Raw genomic sequence first — 24,792 nt, 5'->3', positions numbered from 1 at the left:
CTAATCGAAGAGAATCGTTGTGAAAGTACTTACCGTATTTGGCACACGACCAGAGGCCATCAAAATGGCGCCTCTGGTTCATGCACTGGCAAAGGATCCTTATTTCGAGGCGAAAGTGTGCGTCACCGCGCAGCATCGTGAGATGCTCGATCAGGTGTTACATCTCTTTTCGATCGTTCCGGACTACGACCTTAATATTATGCAGCCGGGTCAGGGGCTGACAGAAATTACCTGCCGCATTCTGGAAGGGCTAAAGCCCATCCTCGAATCTTTTAAGCCGGATGTTGTGCTGGTACATGGCGATACCACTACCACCATCGCCGCAAGCCTGGCCGCGTTTTATCAGCGTATTCCGGTAGGCCACGTGGAAGCGGGCCTGCGCACCGGCGATCTCTCCTCGCCGTGGCCGGAAGAAGCCAACCGCACCCTGACCGGTCATCTGGCGATGTACCACTTTGCTCCCACGGAAAACGCCCGGCACAACCTGCTGCGGGAGAACGTTGCCGATAAGAAAATTTTTGTCACCGGCAATACCGTTATTGATGCGCTGTTCTGGGTACGCGATACCGTGCTGAACAACGAGGCGCTGCAAAACGAGCTGGCCGGACGCTATCCGTTTATCGATAAATCCAAAAAGCTGATCCTCGTGACCGGTCATCGCCGCGAAAGCTTTGGTCGCGGGTTTGAGCAAATCTGTCACGCGCTGGCGGACATCGCCGCCGCCCATGATGATGTGCAGATTGTCTATCCGGTACACCTCAACCCTAACGTCAGCGAGCCGGTAAACCGCATCCTGGGGCACGTGGATAACGTGATTCTCATCGAGCCGCAGGATTACCTGCCGTTCCTCTGGCTGATGAACCACTCGTGGCTGATCCTGACGGATTCCGGCGGCATTCAGGAAGAGGCGCCTTCATTAGGCAAGCCGGTGCTGGTGATGCGTGACACCACTGAGCGCCCGGAAGCCGTGGAAGCCGGTACGGTCAGGCTGATCGGTACCGACAGACAGCGTATCGTGGATGAAGTCACGCGTCTGCTGACCAGTTTTGATGCGTGGCAGGCGATGAGCCACGCGCACAATCCGTATGGAGACGGTGAGGCCTGCGGTCGAATTTTGCACGCACTTAAACACAATCGGGTAACGCTATGAGCTTTTCAACCATTTCTGTCATTGGCCTTGGCTACATCGGACTGCCAACCGCGGCGGCTTTCGCCTCCCGTCAAAAGCAGGTAGTGGGTATTGATATCAACCAGCACGCGGTGGACACCATTAATCGCGGGCAAATTCATATTGTTGAACCTGAACTCGACAGCGTTGTAAAAGCGGCGGTTGAGGGCGGTTTTTTGCGCGCCAGCACCACGCCGGTGGCGGCGGATGCTTACCTGATTGCCGTGCCGACGCCTTTTAAAGGCGATCACGATCCGGATATGGCCTACGTGGAAGCGGCAGCCAAATCCATCGCGCCGGTGCTGAAAAAAGGCGCGCTGGTGATCCTCGAATCCACCTCACCTGTTGGCGCGACCGAACAAATGGCGCAGTGGCTGGCGGAAATGCGTCCGGATCTGAGCTTCCCGCAGCAGGCGGGCGAGCAGGCGGATATTAATATCGCCTACTGCCCGGAGCGCGTGCTGCCAGGCCAGGTGATGGTTGAACTGATCAAAAATGACCGTGTGATCGGCGGCATGACGCCGGTGTGCTCCGCCCGCGCCAGCGAGCTGTACAACATCTTCCTTGAAGGTGAGTGTGTGGTCACTAATGCCCGCACCGCTGAGATGTGCAAACTCACCGAGAACAGCTTCCGCGACGTCAACATTGCCTTTGCCAACGAACTGTCGCTGATTTGCGCCGACCAGGGCATTAACGTCTGGGAGCTGATCCGCCTCGCCAACCGCCACCCGCGCGTTAACATTTTGCAGCCGGGGCCGGGCGTGGGCGGACACTGTATCGCCGTCGACCCGTGGTTTATCGTGTCGCAAAACCCGCAGCAGGCGCGGTTGATCCGCACTGCCCGTGAAGTAAACGACAGCAAACCGCAGTGGGTGCTGAATCAGGTCAAAGCCACGGTTGCCGACTGCCTGACGGCGAGCGGCAAACGCGCCAGCGAACTTAACATCGCCTGCTTCGGCCTGGCATTTAAGCCCAACATTGACGATTTACGCGAAAGCCCGGCAATGGAAATCGCCCGGCAGATCGCCGAATGGCACAGCGGCAACACCCTGATGGTGGAGCCGAATATTCATGCGCTGCCGAAAAAACTCGCCGGTCTGGGTGAGCTGGTGAGCCTTGACGACGCGCTGGCAAAAGCTGACGTCATCGTCATGCTGGTGGATCATCAGCAGTTTAAAGCCCTTCCGGGCGATGCGATCACGCAGCAGTATATTATTGATACCAAAGGCGTCTGGCGATGACAGCCCCGTCCTTTCCGCTGCACGGTACGGTTGAGCCTCTTGGCTGGGAAAGCCAGTTTTTCGGCCTGCGCAGCGCTATCGTGCGCCTGAGCGACAGCGGCCCGGCGATCACCGAAGCCGATCTCAACGCCTGGGAACGGGTGCAGGTCAAAATTCCGGCCAGCGATGCGGCACGGCTGGACGCGCTGCAACAGCGCGGTTTTCAGCTGGTGGAAGGGGAAGTGGATCTCGCGCTGAACCTCTGCGCGCCGATGGCCGATCCGCAGGCGCAGGTCGCCGGAGCTGAAGACATTCCGCGGCTGCGCGAGCTGGCGGCACAGGCATTCGCGCAAAGCCGTTTTCGCGCGCCCTGGTATCCGCCAGAAGCCAGCGGACGTTTTTACGCCCAGTGGATTGAAAACGCCGTCAAAGGCGAGTTTGATCACCAGTGCCTGGTTTTCCGCGCCGCTGACGGCGACATCCGGGCGTTTGTCTCCCTGCGCCAGCTCAATGACCATGAGGCGCGTATTGGCCTGCTGGCCGGGCGCGGCGCGGGTGAAGAACTAATGCAGGCGGCGTCATACTGGACGCAGACGCGCCAGCTGACAAGGTTACGTGTGGCGACGCAGGCGGGAAATACCGCCGCGCTTAAACGTTACATTCAAAGCGGTGCGAATGTGGAAAGCACCGCCTACTGGTTATACAGGTGACATGATGATCCCTTTTAACGCACCCCCCGTAGTAGGCAGTGAACTTGAATACATGCAGTCGGCCATGGGAAGCGGCAAGCTGTGTGGCGATGGCGGCTTTACCCGTCGCTGTCAGCAGTGGATGGAACAACGCTTTGGCAGCGCGAAAGTGCTGTTAACGCCGTCCTGCACCGCGTCGCTGGAGATGGCCGCCCTGCTGCTGGATATTCAGCCCGGCGATGAGGTGATCATGCCGAGCTATACCTTCGTGTCCACCGCCAATGCCTTTGTGCTGCGCGGCGCGAAAATCGTCTTTGTCGATATTCGCCCGGACACCATGAACATTGATGAGGCGCGCATCGAAGCGGCGATCACCGAAAAAACACGCGCCATCGTGCCGGTACACTACGCGGGCGTCGCCTGTGAAATGGACACCATCATGGCGCTGGCGAAGCAGTACAACCTCTTTGTGGTGGAAGATGCCGCGCAGGGCGTGATGTCGACCTACAAAGGCCGCGCGCTGGGGACAATCGGCCATATTGGTTGCTTTAGCTTCCACGAAACCAAAAATTACACCGCCGGGGGCGAAGGCGGCGCGACGCTGATCAACGACCGCGCGCTGATTGAGCGGGCCGAAGTGATCCGCGAAAAAGGCACCAACCGCAGCCAGTTCTTCCGTGGTCAGGTGGATAAATACACCTGGCGCGATATCGGCTCCAGCTTTCTGATGGCCGATTTGCAGGCCGCCTACCTGTGGGCGCAGCTGGAAGCGGCGGATCGCATCAACCAGCAACGCCTGTCGCTGTGGCAGACCTATTTCGACGCGTTCTCCCCGCTGGCACGCACCGGTCGCATTGAACTGCCGACGGTTCCGGCGGATTGCAGCCACAACGCGCACATGTTTTACATCAAACTGCGCGATGAAGCCGACCGCAGCAAGCTGATCGCCTTCCTGAAAGAGGCGGAGATTCTCGCGGTGTTCCATTACATTCCGCTGCACTCCAGCCCGGCGGGCGAACAGTTTGGTGAGTTCCACGACGAAGACCGTTACACCACGCAGGAAAGTGAGCGTTTGCTTCGCCTGCCGCTGTTCTACAATCTGGCACCGGTCAATCAACGTACGGTTATCAGCACTCTGCTGAGCTATTTTAACTGAGATGTCGCTGGCTAAAGCTTCGGTATGGACCGCCGCGTCCACGCTGGTCAAGATTGGCGCGGGACTGCTGGTGGTGAAACTGCTCGCCGTGGCTTTTGGCCCGTCGGGCGTCGGCCAGGCGGGTAACTTCCGCCAGCTGGTGACCGTGCTCGGCGTGCTGGCCGGGGCGGGTATTTTCAACGGCGTCACTAAGCTGGTGGCGCAATACCATGACGATCCCACGCAGCTACGCAACGTGGTCGGCACCTCGTCCGCGATGGTGCTGGGTTTCTCGACGCTGCTGGCGCTGGTTTTCCTGCTGGCGGCGGCACCCATCAGCCAGGGACTCTTTGGTCATACGCATTTCCAGGGGCTGGTTCAGCTGGTGGCGCTGGTGCAGATGGGCATCGCCTGGGCGAACTTCCTGCTGGCGGTGATGAAAGGCTTTCGTGACGCGGCAGGAAACGCGCTGGCGCTGATTTGCGGCAGTATTGTGGGCGTGATGGCCTATTACGCCTGCTTCCGCCTCGGCGGCTATCAGGGCGCGTTACTGGGGCTGGCGCTGGTACCGGCGCTGGTGGTGATCCCGGCGACTGTGCTGCTTATCCGCCGTAAAACTATTCCGCTGGGTTACCTGAAGCCGCAATGGGATAAACTGTTCGCCGGGCAGCTGGCAAAGTTTACCCTGATGGCGCTCATCACCTCCGTCACCCTGCCGTTGGCCTATGTGATGATGCGAAACATGCTCGCGGCGCACTACAGTTGGGACGAAGTGGGGATCTGGCAGGGAGTCAGCAGTATTTCTGACGCCTATTTGCAGTTTATTACCGCCTCGTTCAGCGTTTATCTGTTGCCGACGCTCTCGCGTCTGACCTCGAAACAGGACATCACCCGTGAGATCGTCAAGTCGCTGAAATTTGTATTACCGGCAGTGGCTGCGGCGAGTTTCACCGTCTGGTTGCTGCGGGATGTCGCCATCTGGCTGCTGTTCTCTGACAAATTTATCGCCATGCGTGACCTCTTTGCCTGGCAACTGGTGGGCGATGTACTAAAAGTGGGCGCTTACGTCTTCGGCTATCTGGTGATCGCCCGCGCCTCGCTGAAATTTTATATTCTGGCGGAAATCAGCCAGTTTGCCCTGCTCACCGGATTTTCCCGCGTGCTGATCCCGGCGCACGGCGCCGCAGGCGCAGCGCAGGCCTATATGGCTACTTATATTGTTTATTTCGCCATTTGTTGTGGCGTGTTTTTGCTCTGGCGTAAACGGGTATGACTGCACTTATTCATGTACTGGGATCGAATATCCCACACCATAATCAAACCGTGCTGCGGTTTTTTAACGATCACCTCGCCTCCACAGGCGAGCATGCGCGCGAATTTATGGTCGCCGGGCCGGATGACGGCTACAGCGCCGCTTTTCCCGCGCTGCGACTGCGTTTCTTTGCCGGCAAAAAATCTCTGGCGCAGGCGGTCATCTCGCTGGCAAAAGCCGATCGCGGACAGCGCTTTTTCTTTCATGGTCAGTTTAATACCGACCTGTGGCTGGCGCTGCTGCGTGGCGCGATCAAACCGCAGCAATTTAACTGGCATGCCTGGGGCGCGGATCTGTATGAAGTGTCGCAGAGCCTCAAGTTTCGCCTGTTTTATCCGCTGCGGCGGCTGGCCCAGGCGCGCGTCGGCTGTATCTTTGCCACGCGCGGCGATCTGCAATTTTTTGCCCGTCGCCATCCGCAGGTGCGCGGCGAGTTGCTCTACTTCCCGACACGCATGGATCCGTCCCTCAATACTATGGCGCCTGCCGTACGTAGCGAAGGCAAACTGACCGTGCTGGTGGGCAATTCCGGCGATCCCAGCAATGAGCATATCGCTGCGCTGAAGGCCATTCACCAGCAGTTTGGCGATACGGTGAACGTCATTGTGCCTATGGGTTATCCGGCGAATAACGAGGCGTATATCGCGCAGGTCCGGCAGGCGGGTGAAACCCTGTTCAGCCCGCAGCATTTGCGCATTCTCAGCGAGAAAATGGAATTTGCGGAATACCTGGATTTACTGCGCCAGTGCGATTTGGGCTATTTTATCTTTGCCCGTCAGCAGGGGATCGGCACGCTCTGTCTGCTGATCCAGGCGGGTGTGCCGTGCGTGCTCAATCGTGAAAATCCGTTCTGGCAGGATATGGTGGAGCAGCACATTCCGGTGCTGTTTACCGGTGATGCGCTGAACGAGGCGGTGGTGCGCGAAGCGCAGCGCCAGCTGGCGGCGGTGGATAAAAACGCCATTACCTTCTTCAGCCCTAACTATCTGGCGCCCTGGCATCAGGCGCTGCGCATCGCGGCGGGAGAGGTGGCATGAGTCAGCTTGAGTTCTGCGGATTACTGGTCATCTGGCTGCTGGCCTCGCTGTTTATCGGTACGCTGACGTGGTTTGAATTCCGCCGCGTACGCTTTAACTTCAGCGTTTTCTTCTCGTTGCTGTTTTTGCTGACCTTCTTCTTCGGTTTCCCGCTCACCAGCGTGCTGGTGTTCCGCTTCGACGTGGGCGTGGCCCCGCCGGGCATAATGATGCAGAGCCTGCTGGCGGCGGCCTGTTTCTACGCCATCTATTATGTGACCTATAAAACCCGTTTGCGCCCGGTGGGGCAGGAACGCGAACGCCGTCCGCTGTTTACCATTAATCGGGTGGAAGCGCATCTGGCGTGGGTGATGCTGATGGGGATCGCGCTCGTCAGCGTGGGCATTTTCTTTATGCACAACGGCTTTTTGCTGTTCCGCCTGCATTCGTACAGCCAGATTTTCTCCAGCGAAGTCTCCGGCGTGGCGCTCAAGCGCTTCTTCTACTTCTTTATTCCGGCGATGCTGGTGGTCTATTTTCTGCGCCAGGACGGGCGGGCGTGGCTGTTCTTCCTCGTCAGCACCGTGGCCTTTGGCCTGCTGACCTATATGATCGTGGGCGGTACGCGCGCCAATATCATTATCGCCTTCGCCATCTTTTTGTTTATCGGCATCATTCGCGGGTGGATCTCGCTGTGGATGCTGGCAGCGGCGGGGGTGCTCGGTATTGTCGGCATGTTCTGGCTGGCGCTTAAGCGCTACGGGCTGAACGTCAGCGGCGACGAAGCTTTTTATACCTTCCTCTACCTGACGCGCGATACCTTCTCGCCGTGGGAAAACCTGTCGCTGCTGCTGCAAAACTACGACAAAATCGACTTCCAGGGGCTGGCGCCCATTGTGCGCGATTTCTATGTGTTTATCCCGACCTGGCTGTGGCCGGACCGGCCTGGCATTGTGCTGAATACCGCCAATTACTTTACCTGGGAAGTGCTGAATAACCACTCCGGGCTGGCTATCTCGCCGACGCTGATCGGTTCGCTGGTGGTGATGGGCGGCGTATGGTTTATCCCGCTGGGTGCCGTGGTGGTGGGGATGATCATTAAGTGGTTCGACTGGCTGTATCAACTGGGCAACCGGGAAACCAATCGTTATAAAGCGGCCATTCTGCACAGCTTTTGTTTCGGCGCCATTTTCAACATGATTGTGCTGGCAAGGGAAGGGCTGGACTCGTTTGTCTCGCGGGTGGTCTTTTTCCTCGTTGTCTTTGGGGCCTGTCTGGTGCTGGCCAAACTGTTGTACTGGCTGTTTGACAGCGCCGGGCTGATCCATGCCCGCGTGCTGCGCGCCCACAAAACCCTTTCACAGGTCTGATAAGGAATCCCATGACTGACAAAACCGACGCCCCGGTGTACACCCTGCGCGGGCTGAAGCTGATTGGCTGGCGGAATATGCAACATGCGCTGGATCACCTCTATGCCGGAGGCGCGCTGAAGCAGGGCACGCTGGTGGCGATCAACGCCGAGAAAATGCTCGCCGTGGAAAATGACGCCCAGGTGCGGGCGCTGATTGAAGCGGCAGAGTATAAATATGCCGACGGCATCAGCGTTGTGCGTTCCATTCGCAAAAAGTATCCGCAGGCGAAGGTCGAGCGCGTGGCTGGGGCGGATTTATGGGAAGAGCTGATGGCGCGCGCCGGAAAAGAGGGTACGCCCGTCTTTCTGGTGGGCGGTAAACCGGACGTACTGGCCCAGACGCAGGAAAAGCTGCGCGCGCAGTGGCAGGTGAATATTGTCGGCAGTCAGGATGGCTACTTCACTGCAGACCAGCGTCAGGCGCTGTTTGAGCGTATCCGCGACAGCGGCGCGAAAATCGTCACCGTGGCGATGGGCTCGCCGCGCCAGGAGATCCTGATGCGGGATTGCCGCGAGGTATATCCGCAGGCGCTCTATATGGGCGTAGGCGGCACCTATGACGTTTTCACCGGCCATGTGAAGCGTGCGCCGAAAGTCTGGCAGCGTATGGGACTTGAGTGGCTGTATCGCCTGTTATCGCAACCGAGTCGCCTCACCCGCCAACTGAAGCTGTTGCGCTATCTTGCCTGGCACTATCGCGGCCAGATGTAATCGACAGGCAGCGCGGTGCAATGCGCCGCCTGCTTTTTTATTGAGCAACTCATACGTTTTTGTTAACCATCGTTTGCCATTTTCCCCGAATTAAGAAACCATTCGCCCACTCAATGCATTGCACTGAGTCATAACTATAACCCGCACCGCCGGGAACAGTAGCAGACACAACAGAGGATTTATGGCCGAGAACAAACCGGAGCTTCAGCGTGGGCTGGAAGCTCGACACATCGAACTTATTGCCCTCGGAGGCACGATAGGCGTTGGCCTGTTTATGGGCGCGGCGAGCACCCTGAAATGGGCAGGGCCATCAGTATTGCTGGCATACATTATTGCCGGGCTGTTCGTCTTCTTCATCATGCGCTCCATGGGCGAAATGTTATTCCTTGAGCCGGTCGCCGGTTCCTTTGCCGTGTACGCGCACCGCTACATGAGCCCGTTCTTCGGCTATCTCACCGCCTGGTCCTACTGGTTTATGTGGATGGCGGTGGGCATCTCAGAAATCACCGCCATCGGCGTGTATGTGCAGTTCTGGTTCCCGGAGATGGCGCAGTGGATCCCCGCGCTGATCGCCGTCGGGCTGGTGGCGCTGGCGAACCTCGCCGCCGTGCGTCTGTACGGTGAAATTGAGTTCTGGTTTGCGATGATCAAAGTCACCACCATCATTGTGATGATCGTGGTAGGGCTGGGGGTGATTTTCTTCGGCTTTGGCAACGGCGGCCATGCGATTGGCTTTGGCAACCTGACAGAGCACGGCGGCTTCTTCGCGGGCGGCTGGAAAGGCTTCCTGACGGCGCTGTGCATCGTGGTGGCGTCCTATCAGGGCGTGGAGCTGATTGGTATTACGGCGGGGGAAGCGAAAAACCCGCAGGTCACGCTGCGCAGCGCGGTAGGTAAAGTGCTGTGGCGCATCCTGATTTTCTATGTGGGCGCGATTTTCGTCATCGTCACCATTTTCCCGTGGAATGAAATTGGCAGCAACGGCAGCCCGTTCGTGCTGACCTTTGCGAAAATCGGCATTACCGCCGCCGCCGGGATCATCAATTTCGTGGTGCTGACCGCCGCGCTTTCCGGCTGTAACAGCGGCATGTACAGCTGTGGACGTATGCTGTATGCGCTGGCGAAGAACCGCCAGCTGCCGGCAGCAATGGCGAAAGTCTCCCGTAACGGCGTACCGGTGGCGGGCGTGGCGATCTCTATCGTCATTCTGCTGATTGGCTCCTGCCTGAACTACATCATCCCTAACCCGCAGCGCGTATTTGTGTACGTCTACAGCGCCAGCGTTTTGCCGGGGATGGTGCCGTGGTTTGTGATCCTGATAAGCCAGCTGCGTTTCCGTCAGGCGCATAAAGCGGCCATTGCCACCCATCCGTTCCGCTCGGTGCTGTTCCCGTGGGCAAACTACGCCACCATGGCGTTTTTGATTTGTGTACTGATTGGCATGGGCCTGAATGAGGACACCCGTATGTCGCTGTTTGTGGGCATCATCTTCCTCGCCGCAGTCACGGTCATTTATAAGGTTTTAGGCCTTAATCGCTATACGCAGCCTGATAAGCTGGGGAAATAAGCAGCAAAATGCGCAAAGCATAACCAAACGCGCATTTTCTGGAGATTTCTTTTAAAAAGCACTAGACAGGTACGCCCGAAGTCCGTACTATCCACCCCCGCAACGGCGCTAAGCGCCCGTAGCTCAGCTGGATAGAGCGCTGCCCTCCGGAGGCAGAGGTCTCAGGTTCGAATCCTGTCGGGCGCACCATTTACCCGGTGCTGGAGCTGCGGTGGCCTGTGATGGTAGCAGGGCCGCGTGAAAGAATATCAGTGGTGGCTATAGCTCAGTTGGTAGAGCCCTGGATTGTGATTCCAGTTGTCGTGGGTTCGAGTCCCATTAGCCACCCCATTAGTTACAAAGAGTACCGTGGAATGCGAAGGTGGCGGAATTGGTAGACGCGCTAGCTTCAGGTGTTAGTGTCCTTACGGACGTGGGGGTTCAAGTCCCCCCCTCGCACCACAAATTGATTTAACTAAAAAGTCAAAAAGCAGTATTTCGGCGAGTAGCGCAGCTTGGTAGCGCAACTGGTTTGGGACCAGTGGGTCGGAGGTTCGAATCCTCTCTCGCCGACCAATTTTGAACCCCGCTTCGGCGGGGTTTTTTGTTTTCTGCCGTTCCTCACTGTTATCGCCTCTTTTCCCTGTTGTTTCCTGATTGTTGCTTTTCGACGACGTCGCCGCCGATGAATGTCGCGGATAGGAGACAGGTATCCCGCTGTTTTCTAATAATATTTTTATAATGACTCCATTTTGTCGCCATTAAGCGACAATTTTCCCGCGCAACATCACAAAATTACCTGTGACCTGACGCGTAACGTGATGAAAATCCAAAAATATTAAAAGATTCAGAGCTACGAGATTTAGGGATAAAAATCTGGCACGGGTTGTGCAATAATATATATGTAGATGCTCATTCCACCTCTTATGTTCGCCTTAGTGCCTCATAAACTCAGGAATGACGCAGAGCCATTTAATGGTGCTTATCGTCCACAGACAGATGTCGCTTCGGCCTCATCAAACACCATGGACACAACGTTGAGTGAAGCACCGATTTGTTGTCACACAGACCTGTTAATGCCCGTTCTGGTTTCAGAACGGGCATTTTTTTATGCCCTCTCCCGGTGGGAGAGGGTGACGATGGGGGAAATTACTGCGGCGGGTTGTTTTGCAGGGTCAACAGCAGACCGTCACGACGCATAGTGGCGGCTTCTTCAGGCATATGCAGACGATCCAGCGTATCGGCAAGCCAGGCGTAGTCAAAGGCATCCGGACGTTGTTTCAGCGCGGCACGGAACGCCAGGCTGGCTTCTTTCCATTCACCATGCTTAAGCAGCGACTGACCCAGCGTGCTCCACAGGAGCGGACGATCGCCCTGGGTTTTGATCTGCTGACGCAGCACTTTTTCCACCTGCTCAGGATTATTGGTCTTCAGACGTGGGATCACCATGACCAGCCGGTCGTCGTAATGGCGTTTCAGGCCATCAAGCAGGATCTGCTGGGCAGTGTCATGATCGTCACATTCGATTAAATGTTCAGCCATCGCCACCTGCAGCGCCACCTGTTGACGCGTTTTGCGGCTCTGGTTTTTCCACCACGCTTTCAGGCCATCGCTGCCCTGATCGGCGCGGGCCTGATCCATCAACCCAATCCACGCTTGCTGAGCGAGCGCATCGCGATGGGTTTCATCGGCGACGTCCGCTTTTGCCATGGAAGGCAGAATATCAAGCAGAGAACTCCAGGCGCCGGTACGGATATACGCCTGCTCCGCCAGACGCAGCACTTCCGGATGGCGCGGGGTGATTTCCAGCAGTCGGTCGACGCCGTGGCGCGCCGCATGGTTTTCATTGCGCGCCAGTTGCAGACGAACACGGGTGATTTCCACCGGGATCTGATCGTTATCCGCCAGCTCCGAGGCGCGCTCCAGATGTTGATTGGCGCGCGCTTCATCCCCGCGCTGCTGGGCGGCTTCAGCGGCGAGCAGGTAGTTCACCACCGGCTGTTCAGCGTGATCGGCATTTTTCGACATCAGCTTTTCAACCTGCTGATAATCGCCTTCCGCCAGCTTGAGCAGTGCCTGTTCCGTCTGTTTACGGGCGCGGCGGCGTTTACGGCCGGCAAACCAGCCGCGGGTATGTGCCCCGGTGCGTATAATGCGACGTAAGATCCATTCGATCACAAAGAGTACGACCATGGCGAGGATCAGAATGATCACAAGGCCGGTCACACTGGTTTCGATATTGTAATTGTCCGTCTGGATCAGTACGTAACCCTGATGCCCGGCGACCATCGGCCCGAGCACGATCCCGGCTAACAGCAATGCAAAGAGTAATAATACTTTTAACATGATTATTCTCCCTGCGGCGCAGCGGCAGGCGCGTCTTGCGCAGCCTCACCCGCGGCCGCACCCGGCTGTGCCAGCAGATTGCGCACGCGGGTCTGCATCAGTTTTTCAAGGATCGGCTGGCTTTGCAGCGTCTCCGGCACGTTCATGGTGATGCTTTGCTGGCTCAGCTTATCAATATCGTCCAGGAAGGCTTTGGTGCTGGCATCGTCGGTATCGTAATAAGCACGTACCCAGCTGGAGACGTTATCCAGCGCCTGTTTGTAGGTCTCTTCCTGATGACGCGGTACGGCCTGGGCGGCGACCAGCAGGCGCGAGCGAATGTTTTCACGCAGGTAGATGTCCTGGTTCGGCGCCAGCAGCGGCACGGCCGTTTCATCGCGACGACGCACGGTAATAAAGCTGTCCATAAAGTTCTGCCAGCTTTTTTGCAGGTTGACGCGCCACTCGCTGATGGAGCTGGACAGCTCGCTGCTGTCGGAATCCATCGGGGAATCGTCGTCGTTGTTGTCCGCCAGACGCAGATTATCGATCTGGTTGGACAGCTGGTTCACTTTGAGGATGATGCCGTCGTAATCCACCTGCGCGACGCCGGAAAGGCTGGCGATGTCATCAGTAATGGCGCGGCGGGCAGTGATGAGGCTCGGATCGTTCATGTCGGCGAGGCTTGCATCGGCGCTTTTCAGCAGCGCCGCAGCGGTGGTGACGTCCTGATCGCTCCACAGTTTACGCCCGGCCAGTTTGACGAGGAAATCTGCCTGCGCCAGCAGCCAGGTTTTGGCGTCGGTGCCGGAAATAGTGGCGACTTTTTGCTGCACGTCCTCAAGCTGTTTCGCCAGCGTCGCCTGCTGACGCTGCGCCTCTTCCAGCTGTGAAGCCTGCTGCTTAATGATGCCCTCGAACTGGGTCTTTTGCGTTTCCTGCGCTTTTTGCAGGGCAGTAACCTGATTGACCAGCGCATCGCTGGTTTCGGATTGTGTCGCGTTCTGCTGTTTCACCCAGCCATACAGCCCAACTCCGGCGGCCAGCGCGATGGCAATCGCAATGGCGCTGAGCACAAGACTGGTTTTATTCGCGTTCGCGCGTTCATGTTCTGGTGCTTTTTCTGGCTGTGGACTGGTGTCCACCGCCTCCCTGGTTTCATCGACCACGGCGGAGTCTTTCTGTTGTTCCGTCATTATGGCTTCCCATTATGAAAGTTATTGTAATGCGCGAAGCAGCGCATCGTTGTCAGCATTATCAGCGACCTTAATGTCCTGCCAGCCCAGTTCCCGGGCGAGGTTCGCCAGACGTTCGCTGACCACAATCAGGCGGCAGCGAAGTAACCAGTTTTCACGATACCAGGCGGGGATCAGGTCGAAAAGTTGCCGCAGCATCTCGCCGCTGGTGATCACAATGTCCGTGACCCCGCGAGACTGCCAGCGCATCGCCTGTTCCGCGCCATCGTAAGACTTCTCACAGCGTTGATAACATTCAAAAAATTCGACATCCGCGCCCCGTGACGCCAGCGTATCCCCGAGCAATTCTCGTCCGCCGTTGCCGCGCAAAATGATGGCGCGTTTGCCTGCAATATTTTGTAATTCAGGTAATTGTAGCAACACTTCGCTGATTTCCCGATCCGAAGGATAGCGCACGTTGAGCCTGCTGGCGGTGTGCAATGCCAGCGCCGTGGTGCGGCCGATAGCGAAATAGTGCGGCCCGTGGGGCCAGCGCAGGCCAAGCTTACGCAAATGCGCGCTGGCAAAGGTGACGGCATGTTGTGAGGCGGCGAAAACCATATCGTTCGCCGTCAGGGCGGCAAACACTTCCGGCAGCAGCGCCAGCTCCCGCCCTGGGGTAAATTCAATCAGCGGGAAGCTCCAGGCCACCTGGCCCTGTGCGCACAGACGGCTCACAAGTTCTTCCCCGGCTGGGGACGGGCGGGTGACCAGAATACTCATGCGGGTGCTTCTCCTTTATAGACCTCGGTCAGGATCTCGCGCGCGCCGTTCGCCAGCAGCTCTTCGGCAAGGGAAATGCCCAGCTGTTCTGCCTCTTCAGGCTTACCGCGTCGCTCACCGCGGATCATCACGGTGCCGTCCGGCGCGCCAACCAGCGCCCGCAACCAGATCTCACCGTCGACTAATTCAGCATAGCTGCCAATCGGCACCTGGCAGCCGCCTTCCAGCCGCGTATTCATCGCCCGCTCGGCTTTTACGCGTAGCGCGGTATCGGCATGATTGAGCGGAGCCAGCAGGGCGTGGGTGCGGGTATCATCCAGACGGCACTCGATACCGACCGCGCCCTGACCAACGGCGGGCAGCGACAGCTCAGGCGGCAGCGCCATGCGGATACGATCTTCCAGATCAAGACGCTTGAGACCGGCGACCGCCAGAATAATGGCGTCATAGTCGCCCTTATCCAGCTTGCCAAGACGGGTGCCGACGTTGCCGCGCAGCGAGCGGATCTCCAGATCCGGGCGGCGTTCGGCCAGTTGACACTGGCGGCGTAAACTTGACGTGCCAACGATGCTGCCTGCGGGCAGGGCGTCGAGGCTGTCATAATTATTGGAGACAAAGGCATCGCGCGGGTCTTCACGCTCGCAAATGGTGACCAGGCCCAGCCCCTTCGGAAACTCAACCGGCACATCTTTCATTGAGTGGACGGCCAGATCGGCACGATTTTCAATCAGCGCCAGTTCCAGCTCTTTAACAAACAATCCCTTACCGCCCACTTTTGCCAGCGGCGTATCGAGGATCACATCGCCGCGCGTCACCATAGGCACCAGCTCAACGGTCAGGCCCGGATGGCACGCCATCAGGCGCTGCTTAACGTATTGTGCCTGCCAGAGCGCAAGGGGGCTTTGGCGTGTGGCAATTCTTAAAACATTGTCTAACATGCTTGTTACCGTCATTATCGTCCGTTGACCATCCTAACATTGTTGCCATAGGGTGTCAGGTTTCACGGAGGATTGCGGGAAAGAGGGACGTAGCCGTATTTGGGAATTTACACATAATGATTGATGCTACACTTGTATGTAGTGCATCTTTCTTTACGGTCAATCGGCAAGGTGTTAGATTGATCACGTTTTAGACCATTTTTTCGACTGTACTCCTAAAATCACAAGGGCGAAAAAGTGGCGACGGGTAATTTTGAAATACTGAAATCTGAACAGTTCGGTGACGGGAAGGCCATCGCAACCGCAACCGGGAAGGTTTAAACATCAGGCGATACGTCTTGTACCTCTATATTGAGACTCTGAAACAGAGACTGGATGCCATAAACCAACTGCGTGTCGATCGCGCGCTGGCTGCTATGGGACCTGCTTTCCAGCAGGTATACAGTCTGCTGCCTACATTGCTGCATTACCACCATCCGCTGATGCCGGGTTACCTTGACGGTAACGTTCCCAGTGGTATTTGCCTTTACACGCCTGATGAAACCCAACTTCACTATCTGAACGAACTCGACTTGCCGCCGCAGGACACCCCTCCGCAGGGCGAACTGCCGATTACCGGCGTGTACTCCATGGGCAGTACCTCGTCGGTGGGGCAAAGCTGTTCTTCGGATCTCGACATCTGGGTCTGCCATCAGTCCTGGCTCGATAACGACGAGCGCCAGCTTTTGCAGCGCAAATGCAGCCTGCTGGAAAGCTGGGCCGCCTCCCTTGGCGTGGAAGTCAGCTTCTTCCTGATCGATGAAAACCGCTTCCGTCATAACGAAAGCGGCAGCCTCGGCGGCGAAGACTGCGGCTCCACGCAGCATATTTTGCTGCTCGACGAATTCTATCGCACCGCGGTGCGTCTGGCCGGGAAACGTATTCTGTGGAATATGGTGCCGGGCGACGAAGAAGATCATTACGACGATTACGTCATGTCGCTTTACGCGCAGGGCGTGCTGACGCCAAACGAATGGCTGGATCTGGGCGGCTTAAGCTCCCTGTCCGCCGAAGAGTACTTCGGCGCCAGCCTGTGGCAGCTGTATAAAAGCATCGATTCCCCCTACAAAGCGGTGCTGAAAACGCTGCTGCTGGAAGCCTATTCCTGGGAATATCCGAATACCCGCCTGCTGGCGAAAGACATCAAACAGCGTCTGCACGACGGCGAGATCGTCTCTTTTGGTCTCGATCACTACTGCATGATGCTGGAGCGCGTGACCGCCTATCTGACGGCTATCGAAGATTTTACCCGTCTCGACCTGGTACGCCGCTGCTTCTACCTGAAAGTATGCGAAAAACTGAGCCGCGAACGCGCCTGCGTGGGCTGGCGTCGTGAAGTGGTCAGTTCGCTGGTGAAAGAGTGGGGCTGGGACGATGAACGGCTTGCCATGCTCGACAACCGCGCCAACTGGAAAATCGAACAGGTACGCGAAGCGCACAATGAACTGCTGGATGCGATGATGCAAACCTATCGCAACCTGATCCGTTTCGCGCGCCGCAATAATTTAAGCGTTTCCGCCAGTCCGCAGGATATCGGCGTGCTGACGCGTAAACTGTACGCCGCCTTTGAAGCGCTGCCGGGCAAAGTGACGCTGGTTAACCCGCAGATTTCGCCGGATCTTTCGGAACCGAATCTGACCTTTATCCATGTGCCGCCGGGCCGCGCCAATCGCGCTGGCTGGTATCTCTACAACCGTGCGCCAAGCATGGACGCCATCATCAGCCATCAGCCGCTGGAATATAACCGTTACCTGAATAAGCTGGTGGCCTGGGCGTGGTTTAACGGCCTGCTGACTTCACGCACCCGGTTGTTTATTAAGGGCAACGGCGTGGCGGATCTGGCGAAGCTGCAGGAAATGGTGGCGGATGTGTCGCACCACTTCCCGCTGCGTTTACCCGCGCCGACGCCGAAAGCGCTCTACAGCCCGTGTGAAATTCGCCATCTGGCGATTATCGTCAATCTGGAATATGACCCGACGGCGGCCTTCCGCAATCAGGTGGTGCATTTTGATTTCCGTAAGCTGGACGTATTCAGCTTCGGCGAGCAGCAAAACTGCCTGGTGGGCAGCGTCGATCTGCTTTATCGCAACTCATGGAATGAAGTGCGTACCCTGCACTTCAACGGCGAGCAGGCGATGATCGAAGCGCTGAAAACCATTCTCGGCAAAATGCATCAGGACGCCGCGCCGCCGGACAGCGTCGAGGTGTTCTGCTACAGCCAGCATTTGCGCGGTCTGATCCGTACCCGCGTGCAGCAGCTGGTGTCCGAGTGCATCGAATTACGCCTCTCCAGCACCCGTCAGGAAACCGGGCGCTTCAAAGCGCTGCGCGTGGCGGGGCAAACCTGGGGACTGTTCTTTGAACGTCTGAACGTGTCAGTGCAGAAGCTGGAAAATGCCATCGAGTTTTACGGTGCCATTTCCCACAATAAACTGCACGGGCTGTCGGTGCAGGTCGAGACCAATCAGGTCAAACTGCCGCCGGTGGTGGACGGTTTTGCCAGCGAGGGCATTATCCAGTTCTTCTTCGAAGCTTCAGCGGATAACAACGGCTTTACGATCTACATTCTTGATGAAAGCAACCGCGCAGAGGTGTATCACCACTGTGAAGGCAGCACCGAGGAACTGGTACGCGACGTCAGCCGCTTCTACTCCTCGTCGCACGATCGCTTTACCTACGGCTCAAGCTTTATCAACTTCAACCTGCCGCAGTTCTATCAGATTGTGCAGGTGAACGGGCGCGCGCAGGTGATCCCGTTCCGCAATCAGACAATCAGCGCCGTTCCTCCTGCCAATCAGGATGACGACGCTCCGCTGTTGCAGCAGTATTTCTCTTNNCGGAAACTGACTGCTTCGCCCGCTTGCTGCGTGGCGGCCTGCTCCAGCAGATCCCAGAAGCGCTCGCCGCTGCGATCGCAAATCCACTCATCGCCTTGCAAATCAAAATGGTAGCCGCCCTGTTTGGTCGCCAGCCACACCTGATGCAGCGGCTCCTGACGGTTGATGATGATTTTGCTGCCGTTTTCGAACGTCAGGGTCAGCACGCCGCCGTTGATTTCGCAGTCAATATCGCCGTCGCCGTCCCATTCATCCAGACGGGTTTCAATGGTCTGCCACAGGTTATCGGCCAGGCGATGGAATTCTGAATCGTTCATTTTTTTTCCTTTTTTTCGTGATGCCGCGAGTATAACGCGAAACAATTCCCAATGCAGGAGGTGCGCAAACTCTTGCTTTTGCGGCTTCTCCTGCGATGATAGAAACAGCAAGCATGAACTTACAGGCAAACCATAATGAAGAATGTGTTCCGAACGCTTTTTGTTTTCGTTGCGTTATGCAGTCTGGCCGGCTGTGGTCTGAAAGGCCCGCTCTATTTCCCGCCAGCCGATAAGTCAGCGCCGCCGCCGACCAAAAAGGTAGAAAGCACCGAGCAAGAACTGACGCCAACGCGTAACGATCGTGGCAACAATGACGGCCCTACTCAGGTAAATTACTAACAGATTTTATTCTGTAACCGCGGGAATGGAGTAGATGATGCAGTTCTCTAAAATGCATGGCCTTGGCAACGATTTTATGGTCGTCGACGCGGTAACGCAGAATGTCTTTTTTTCGCCAGAGCTGATCCGCCGTCTGTCCAACCGACATCTGGGCGTGGGTTTTGATCAACTGCTGATCGTCGAACCGCCTTACGATCCGGATCTCGATTTTCATTACCGCATCTTTAACGCCGATGGCAGCGAAGTCTCCCAGTGCGGTAACGGCGCGCGCTGTTTCGCCCGCTTTGTGCGGCTGAAAGGGCTGACCAATAAACGCGATATTCGCGTCAGCACCGCCAATGGCCGCATGGTGCTGAGCGTCACGGAAGATGAGCTGGTGCGCGTGAATATGGGCGAGCCAAACTTCGAGCCGTCCGCGGTGCCGTTTCGCGCCAACAAAGCGGAAAAGACCTATATTATGCGCGTTGCCGAGCAGACTATTCTCTGCGGCGTGGTTTCTATGGGCAATCCGCACTGCGTCATTCAGGTGGATGATGTCGACAGCGCGCCGGTGGAAACCCTCGGCCCGGCCATGGAAAGCCATGAGCGCTTCCCGGAGCGGGCTAATATCGGCTTTATGCAGGTAGTAAAGCGCGAACAGATCCGCCTGCGCGTCTTTGAGCGCGGTGCCGGTGAAACCCAGGCCTGCGGCAGCGGCGCTTGTGGGGCGGTTGCGGTCGGCATTCAGCAAGGCTTACTGGCGGAAGAGGTGCGCGTGGATTTACCGGGCGGGCGTCTCGACATCGCCTGGAAGGGGCCGGGCCATCCTCTGTATATGACTGGCCCGGCGACACATGTTTACGACGGATTTATTCATTTATGAAGCAGACAGGGGAAGAACAGCAGGAAGCGACGGCCACACTCAATGACAGTGATGTGGTGGAGTATCTGCTGCGCGATCCTGAGTTCTTTATCCGTAATGCGCGCGCCGTGGAACTCCTCCACGTGCCGCACCCGGTGCGCGGCGCCGTCTCTCTCGTCGAATGGCAGATGGCCCGCGCCCGGCATCACATCAATGTGCTCGAAGAGAATATGACGCTGCTGATGGAGCAGGCCAGTACCAACGAAAGCCTGTTTAACCGCCTGCTGCGTTTACAGGGCCGTCTGGCGTCCGCCAGCAGCCTTGAGGATTTGCTCAACCGTTTTCACCGCTGGGCGCGTGAATTAGGCCTGGCGGGGGCGAGCATTCGTTTATTCCCCGATCGCTGGCGCATTGGCGCGCCGTCCGGCTTCACCCATCTGGCGCTGAGCCGTCAGGCCTTTGAGCCGCTGCGTATTCAGCGCCTTGGTCATGAAAATCACTATCTTGGTACCCTGAACGGCCCGGAATTACTGGTGATACTCCCTGACGCGAAAGCCATCGGCTCGGTGGCGATGTCGATGATGGGGCGTGACGGCGATCTTGGGGTGATCCTCTTCAGCAGCCGCGATGTGCACCATTATCAGCAAGGGCAGGGAACGCAGCTGCTTCAGGAGATTGCGCTGATGCTGCCGGAGCTGCTGGAGCGCTGGATCGAGCGCATATGAGCGACACCTCTCTTGACCATGCGGTAACCCGTTTTCTGCGCTACCTGGGCGTTGAGCGCCAGCTCAGCCCCATCACGCTGCTCAACTACCGGCGTCAGCTTGACGCCATCATGGCGATCGCCGGGGAAACCGGCATCACCCGCTGGGCAGATTGTGATGCCGCCAGCGTGCGCACTATTGCGGTTCGCAGCCGTCGCCATGGCCTTGGCGCGGCCAGCCTTGCGCTGCGCCTGTCTGCCCTGCGCAGTTTCTTTGACTGGCTGGTATCGCAGGGCGAGTTGCCCGCCAATCCGGCAAAAGGCATCGCCGCCCCGAAAGCCCCGCGCCATCTGCCGAAAAATATTGATGTCGATGACGTTAACCGCCTGCTGGATATCGATCTCAACGATCCGCTGGCGGTGCGCGACCGGGCGATGCTGGAGGTGATGTACGGCGCGGGCCTGCGACTGTCCGAACTGATCGGGCTCGACATCAAACATCTGGATTTATCAACCGGTGAAGTATGGGTGATGGGGAAGGGCAGCAAAGAGCGCCGTCTGCCGATTGGCCGTAACGCGGTAAGCTGGATCGAGCACTGGCTGGATCTGCGCGGCCTGTTTGGCAGCGATGAGGACGCGCTGTTTTTATCGAAGCTTGGTAAGCGGATCTCCGCGCGTAACGTGCAGAAACGCTTTGCGGAGTGGGGTATTAAGCAGGGGCTGAACAGCCATGTTCATCCCCATAAGCTCCGTCACTCCTTTGCCACCCATATGCTGGAATCGAGCGGCGATCTGCGCGGCGTGCAGGAGCTGCTGGGGCACGCGAACCTGTCCACCACGCAGATCTATACCCACCTTGATTTTCAACATCTTGCCTCAGTGTATGACGCGGCGCATCCGCGCGCCAAACGGGGGAAATAATGCGTTTTTACCGTCCTTTGGGCCACATTTCGGCCCTGACGTTCGATCTCGACGACACCTTGTATGACAACCATCCGGTGATCCTGCGTACCGAACAGGAATCGCTGACCTTCGTACAAAATTACCATCCGGCGCTGAAGGCGCTGCAAAAGGGCGATTTTCAGCAGCTGCGCCAGGCGTTACGCGAAAGCGAGCCGGATATTTATCATGACGTAACCGAATGGCGGCGTCGGGCAGTGATGCAGGCGATGCTGAACGCCGGACTGAACGCGGAAGAGGCCGATGCCGGCGCCCGTGCCGCCATGGAAAACTTCGCCCACTGGCGCAGCCGCATTGATGTGCCGCAGGCCACGCACGACACTCTGGCGGCGCTGGGCAAAAAGTGGCCGCTGGTGGCCATCACCAATGGCAACGCCGAGCCTGAACGGTTCGGTCTGGGTCATTACTTTGCCTTTGTGCTGCGCGCCGGTCCGCACGGCCGCTCGAAACCCTTCAGCGATATGTATCAGCTGGCGGCGGAAAAGCTCGGCGTGCCCGCAGGGGAGATCCTGCATGTGGGCGACGACCTCACCACTGACGTGGCCGGGGCGATCCGTTATGGCATGCAGGCGTGCTGGATCAAACCGCAAGGGGCCAGCCTGATGACCGCCACCGACAGCCGTTTATTGCCGCACCTTGAAATTTCGCAGTTGGCATCTCTGACCTCGCTGATATAATCACCAATAGTTCTGTATAAAATACCAGGGTTTTGGCGGATGGCGCTCTGCTTGTCCGCCCTGCGATAACGCAGACCCGGTAAGCGAAGCGCCACCAGGCAATTCGTTCTGTTTCTGATTACTACGTGGCGGTGCCAATGGACGTTTCTTACCTGCTCGACAGCCTCAATGACAAACAACGTGATGCGGTAGCCGCCTCGCGCACCAATATGCTGGTGCTGGCAGGCGCAGGCAGCGGTAAGACACGCGTACTGGTCCACCGTATCGCCTGGCTGTTGACGGTAGAAAACTGCTCGCCGTACTCCATTATGGCGGTGACCTTCACCAACAAAGCGGCGGCGGAAATGCGCCACCGTATCAGCCAGCTGATGGGCAACAGCCAGGGCGGCATGTGGGTCGGGACGTTCCACGGCCTCGCGCACCGTCTGCTGCGCGCGCACCATATGGATGCGAATCTGCCGCAGGATTTTCAGATCCTCGACAGCGAAGATCAGCTGCGTCTGTTACGTCGCCTGATCAAAGCCATGAACCTCGACGAGAAGCAGTGGCCGCCGCGTCAGGCGATGTGGTACATCAACGGTCAGAAAGACGAAGGCATTCGTCCGCATCATATTCAGAGCTTCGGCAACCCCGTGGAGCAGACCTGGCAGAAAGTTTACCAGGCTTACCAGGAAGCCTGCGATCGCGCAGGGCTGGTGGATTTTGCCGAACTGCTGCTGCGCGCCCATGAGCTATGGCTCAATAAGCCGCACATCCTCAATCACTACCGCGAGCGCTTCACCAATATTCTGGTGGACGAATTCCAGGATACCAACAACATTCAGTACGCCTGGATCCGCCTGCTGGCAGGCGATACCGGTAAGGTGATGATTGTGGGCGACGATGACCAGTCGATTTACGGCTGGCGCGGCGCGCAGGTGGAAAACATCCAGCGCTTCCTGAACGACTTCCCCGGTGCGGAAACCATCCGTCTTGAGCAGAACTACCGCTCCACCAACAATATTCTGCGTGCCGCCAACGCCCTGATTGAAAACAACAACGGGCGACTGGGGAAAAAGCTGTGGACTGAAGGCATTGATGGCGATCCGATTTCGCTCTACTGCGCCTTTAACGAGCTCGACGAAGCGCGTTTCGTGGTGAACCGCATCAAGGCCTGGCAGGAAAGCGGCGGCGCGCTGGAGCAGTGCGCCATTCTCTATCGCAGCAACGCCCAGTCGCGCGTGCTGGAAGAGGCGCTCCTGCAGGTGGGGATGCCGTATCGCATTTACGGCGGCATGCGCTTCTTCGAACGTCAGGAAATCAAAGACGCGCTCTCTTATCTGCGTCTGATCGCCAACCGTAACGACGACGCCGCCTTCGAACGCGTGGTGAACACCCCCACGCGGGGCATAGGCGACCGTACGCTGGACGTGGTACGTCAGGCCTCGCGCGACCGGCAGCTGACCCTGTGGCAGGCCAGCCGGGAATTATTGCAGGAGAGAGCCCTTGCAGGCCGCGCCGCCAGCGCGCTGCAACGCTTTATGGAGCTTATCGAAGCGCTGGCGCAGGAAACCTCCGACATGCCGTTGCACGTGCAGGCGGACCGGGTGATCAAAGATTCCGGGCTGTTCATCATGTATGAGCAGGAGAAAGGCGAAAAAGGCCAGGCGCGCGTGGAGAACTTAGAGGAACTGGTGACGGCAACGCGCCAGTTCAGCTACAACGACGAAGAAGAAGATCTGATGCCGTTGCAGGCATTCCTGTCCCACGCAGCGCTGGAAGCGGGCGAAGGGCAGGCGGATACCTGGCAGGATGCGGTGCAGTTGATGACGCTGCACTCCGCGAAAGGGCTGGAGTTCCCGCAGGTATTTATCGTCGGCGTGGAAGAGGGCATGTTCCCGAGCCAGATGTCGCTGGATGAAGGCGGCCGTCTGGAAGAGGAGCGCCGTCTGGCCTACGTGGGCGTTACCCGCGCCATGCAAAAACTGACCATCACCTATGCGGAAACCCGCCGTCTGTACGGTAAAGAGGTTTATCACCGCCCGTCACGCTTTATCGGCGAGCTGCCGGAAGAGTGCGTGGAGGAGGTGCGTCTGCGCGCCAGCATCAGCCGTCCGGTGACGCACAAGCAGTTAGGTACGCCCATCACCCAAAGCGATTCCGGCTTTAAGCTGGGACAGCGCGTGCGCCATGCAAAATTCGGCGAAGGTACGGTGGTGAATCTGGAAGGCAGCGGCGAGCACAGCCGTCTGCAAATCGCGTTCCCCGGTCAGGGCATCAAATGGCTGGTAGCCGCCTATGCGAAGCTGGAAACGGTGTAACATTAAGAAAAATATCATAATTTTGTAATATTCTGCTAGCCTTATACCGGGAAGGTTAATTAATATCCTCAGCCGTTCCGTTGCGTGTTGACGCCATTTTTCTGCTGGCGTAACATGCGCGCACGATTACGCTAAGAGGACATTCGCCTTGGACACACCCAGTAGATGCTGGCTCAATTCCCTGTCATCCAGGAACAACTCCTAAGGCTATCTCCTCGCGCTGATGGCCTTAGTGGTTGTCAGCGACCGCTTTTTTTACCCGTCGCACTGAGTCAGGCTGTTTAATGGTCTGAAACCCAATTTGTTTCTGTGTGCCCACCGAACTGTCCGATAATTTTTGCATTGGGAGT

The 24,792-nt window shown here is 57.5% G+C and carries 21 protein-coding genes, 4 tRNA genes and 1 pseudogene; 21 read left to right on the top strand and 5 right to left on the bottom strand.

The genetic code is table 11. The features are described from left to right. Window positions 1–19 precede the first annotated feature (19 nt). The 13 genes from wecB to QRD42_RS04110 all read left to right on the top strand — a co-directional run bounded on the left by wecB (window position 20) and on the right by QRD42_RS04110 (window position 10,784). Window positions 20–1,150 carry a non-hydrolyzing UDP-N-acetylglucosamine 2-epimerase gene (gene wecB / locus QRD42_RS04170; RefSeq protein WP_072571085.1) on the top strand — a complete coding sequence of 377 codons (1,131 nt, stop codon included), beginning with the start codon at window positions 20–22 and terminating at the stop codon, window positions 1,148–1,150. Further along, window positions 1,147–2,409, top strand: coding sequence for a UDP-N-acetyl-D-mannosamine dehydrogenase (gene wecC, locus QRD42_RS04165; RefSeq protein WP_321988243.1), 1,263 nt, complete (start codon window positions 1,147–1,149; stop codon window positions 2,407–2,409). Before wecB ends, wecC begins: the two co-directional genes overlap by 4 nt. Further along, window positions 2,406–3,098 (top strand): dTDP-4-amino-4,6-dideoxy-D-galactose acyltransferase, encoded by a 693-nt coding sequence (rffC, locus tag QRD42_RS04160; RefSeq protein ID WP_321988242.1) that lies wholly within the window; start codon window positions 2,406–2,408, stop codon window positions 3,096–3,098. Before wecC ends, rffC begins: the two co-directional genes overlap by 4 nt. 4 nt (window positions 3,099–3,102) lie before the next feature. Further along, a complete protein-coding gene (gene rffA / locus QRD42_RS04155; RefSeq protein ID WP_321988732.1) occupies window positions 3,103–4,233 on the top strand; it encodes a dTDP-4-amino-4,6-dideoxygalactose transaminase in 1,131 nt (376 codons plus the stop codon). Between the two features lies 1 nt (window position 4,234). Continuing rightward, window positions 4,235–5,485, top strand: coding sequence for a lipid III flippase WzxE (gene wzxE / locus QRD42_RS04150; RefSeq protein ID WP_321988241.1), 1,251 nt, complete (start codon window positions 4,235–4,237; stop codon window positions 5,483–5,485). Then, a complete protein-coding gene (locus tag QRD42_RS04145; RefSeq protein WP_321988240.1) occupies window positions 5,482–6,561 on the top strand; it encodes a TDP-N-acetylfucosamine:lipid II N-acetylfucosaminyltransferase in 1,080 nt (359 codons plus the stop codon). The genes wzxE and QRD42_RS04145 overlap by 4 nt, the downstream gene beginning before the upstream one ends. After that, window positions 6,558–7,910 (top strand): ECA oligosaccharide polymerase, encoded by a 1,353-nt coding sequence (wzyE, locus tag QRD42_RS04140; protein WP_321988239.1) that lies wholly within the window; start codon window positions 6,558–6,560, stop codon window positions 7,908–7,910. Before QRD42_RS04145 ends, wzyE begins: the two co-directional genes overlap by 4 nt. An 11-nt stretch (window positions 7,911–7,921) precedes the next feature. After that, window positions 7,922–8,662, top strand: coding sequence for a lipopolysaccharide N-acetylmannosaminouronosyltransferase (gene wecG / locus QRD42_RS04135; RefSeq protein WP_072571091.1), 741 nt, complete (start codon window positions 7,922–7,924; stop codon window positions 8,660–8,662). A gap of 181 nt (window positions 8,663–8,843) precedes the next feature. Then, window positions 8,844–10,229, top strand: a complete 1,386-nt coding sequence (gene thrP, locus QRD42_RS04130) for a bifunctional threonine/serine APC transporter ThrP (protein ID WP_321988238.1) — start codon at window positions 8,844–8,846, stop codon at window positions 10,227–10,229. Between the two features lie 112 nt (window positions 10,230–10,341). After that, window positions 10,342–10,418 (top strand) — tRNA-Arg (locus tag QRD42_RS04125). Window positions 10,419–10,483: 65 nt separating this feature from the next. After that, window positions 10,484–10,559: transfer RNA gene (locus QRD42_RS04120), tRNA-His, on the top strand. A gap of 25 nt (window positions 10,560–10,584) precedes the next feature. Then, window positions 10,585–10,670 (top strand) — tRNA-Leu (locus QRD42_RS04115). Between the two features lie 37 nt (window positions 10,671–10,707). Continuing rightward, window positions 10,708–10,784, top strand: a tRNA-Pro gene (locus QRD42_RS04110). A gap of 573 nt (window positions 10,785–11,357) precedes the next feature. On the opposite strand, the gene hemY is transcribed toward QRD42_RS04110, so the two are convergent. From hemY to hemC, 4 genes are read right to left on the bottom strand one after another with little or no spacing between them, the layout of a single operon-like run. After that, window positions 11,358–12,554, bottom strand: coding sequence for a protoheme IX biogenesis protein HemY (gene hemY, locus QRD42_RS04105; RefSeq protein WP_321988237.1), 1,197 nt, complete (start codon window positions 12,552–12,554; stop codon window positions 11,358–11,360). A gap of 2 nt (window positions 12,555–12,556) precedes the next feature. Then, window positions 12,557–13,729: a uroporphyrinogen-III C-methyltransferase gene (gene hemX, locus QRD42_RS04100; protein WP_072571094.1), complete on the bottom strand. Its 1,173-nt coding sequence runs from the start codon at window positions 13,727–13,729 to the stop codon at window positions 12,557–12,559. 21 nt (window positions 13,730–13,750) lie between these two features. Next, window positions 13,751–14,491 carry a uroporphyrinogen-III synthase gene (gene hemD / locus QRD42_RS04095; RefSeq protein ID WP_318375155.1) on the bottom strand — a complete coding sequence of 247 codons (741 nt, stop codon included), beginning with the start codon at window positions 14,489–14,491 and terminating at the stop codon, window positions 13,751–13,753. Further along, window positions 14,488–15,429: a hydroxymethylbilane synthase gene (hemC, locus tag QRD42_RS04090; RefSeq protein ID WP_318377424.1), complete on the bottom strand. Its 942-nt coding sequence runs from the start codon at window positions 15,427–15,429 to the stop codon at window positions 14,488–14,490. Before hemC ends, hemD begins: the two co-directional genes overlap by 4 nt. A gap of 338 nt (window positions 15,430–15,767) precedes the next feature. Between hemC and cyaA the strand changes: the two are divergent. After that, window positions 15,768–18,302 (top strand): annotated as a pseudogene (gene cyaA / locus QRD42_RS04085) (class I adenylate cyclase); the annotation flags it as partial. Here cyaA and cyaY read toward each other — a convergent pair. Next, complete coding sequence (cyaY, locus tag QRD42_RS04080) at window positions 18,263–18,622, bottom strand: iron donor protein CyaY (RefSeq protein ID WP_321988236.1); 360 nt, start codon at window positions 18,620–18,622, stop codon at window positions 18,263–18,265. The pseudogene cyaA and the gene cyaY sit on opposite strands and share 40 nt — an antisense overlap. 135 nt (window positions 18,623–18,757) lie before the next feature. On the opposite strand from cyaY, the gene lptM reads away from it, so the two are divergent. The 7 genes from lptM to ysgD all read left to right on the top strand — a co-directional run bounded on the left by lptM (window position 18,758) and on the right by ysgD (window position 24,647). Then, on the top strand, window positions 18,758–18,961 hold the full coding sequence (gene lptM, locus QRD42_RS04075) for an LPS translocon maturation chaperone LptM (RefSeq protein ID WP_072571099.1): 204 nt from the start codon (window positions 18,758–18,760) through the stop codon (window positions 18,959–18,961). A 37-nt stretch (window positions 18,962–18,998) separates the two neighbouring features. Next, on the top strand, window positions 18,999–19,823 hold the full coding sequence (gene dapF / locus QRD42_RS04070; protein ID WP_072571100.1) for a diaminopimelate epimerase: 825 nt from the start codon (window positions 18,999–19,001) through the stop codon (window positions 19,821–19,823). Further along, window positions 19,820–20,527 (top strand): DUF484 domain-containing protein, encoded by a 708-nt coding sequence (locus QRD42_RS04065; protein WP_321988235.1) that lies wholly within the window; start codon window positions 19,820–19,822, stop codon window positions 20,525–20,527. Before dapF ends, QRD42_RS04065 begins: the two co-directional genes overlap by 4 nt. Continuing rightward, window positions 20,524–21,426, top strand: a complete 903-nt coding sequence (gene xerC / locus QRD42_RS04060) for a tyrosine recombinase XerC (RefSeq protein WP_321988234.1) — start codon at window positions 20,524–20,526, stop codon at window positions 21,424–21,426. Before QRD42_RS04065 ends, xerC begins: the two co-directional genes overlap by 4 nt. Then, on the top strand, window positions 21,426–22,142 hold the full coding sequence (yigB, locus tag QRD42_RS04055; RefSeq protein ID WP_321988233.1) for a 5-amino-6-(5-phospho-D-ribitylamino)uracil phosphatase YigB: 717 nt from the start codon (window positions 21,426–21,428) through the stop codon (window positions 22,140–22,142). Before xerC ends, yigB begins: the two co-directional genes overlap by 1 nt. 137 nt (window positions 22,143–22,279) lie before the next feature. Further along, window positions 22,280–24,442: a DNA helicase II gene (uvrD, locus tag QRD42_RS04050; protein WP_318362584.1), complete on the top strand. Its 2,163-nt coding sequence runs from the start codon at window positions 22,280–22,282 to the stop codon at window positions 24,440–24,442. Between the two features lie 148 nt (window positions 24,443–24,590). After that, window positions 24,591–24,647 carry a YsgD/CorL family protein gene (ysgD, locus tag QRD42_RS19580; protein ID WP_368073599.1) on the top strand — a complete coding sequence of 19 codons (57 nt, stop codon included), beginning with the start codon at window positions 24,591–24,593 and terminating at the stop codon, window positions 24,645–24,647. Window positions 24,648–24,792 lie beyond the last annotated feature (145 nt).

The organism is Enterobacter sp. PGRG2 (assembly GCF_030291195.1).
Taxonomy (GTDB): Bacteria; Pseudomonadota; Gammaproteobacteria; order Enterobacterales; family Enterobacteriaceae; genus Enterobacter_D.
Note: the sequence above shows the minus strand (reverse complement) of the source record. Positions and strands in the feature narration are given on the sequence as shown.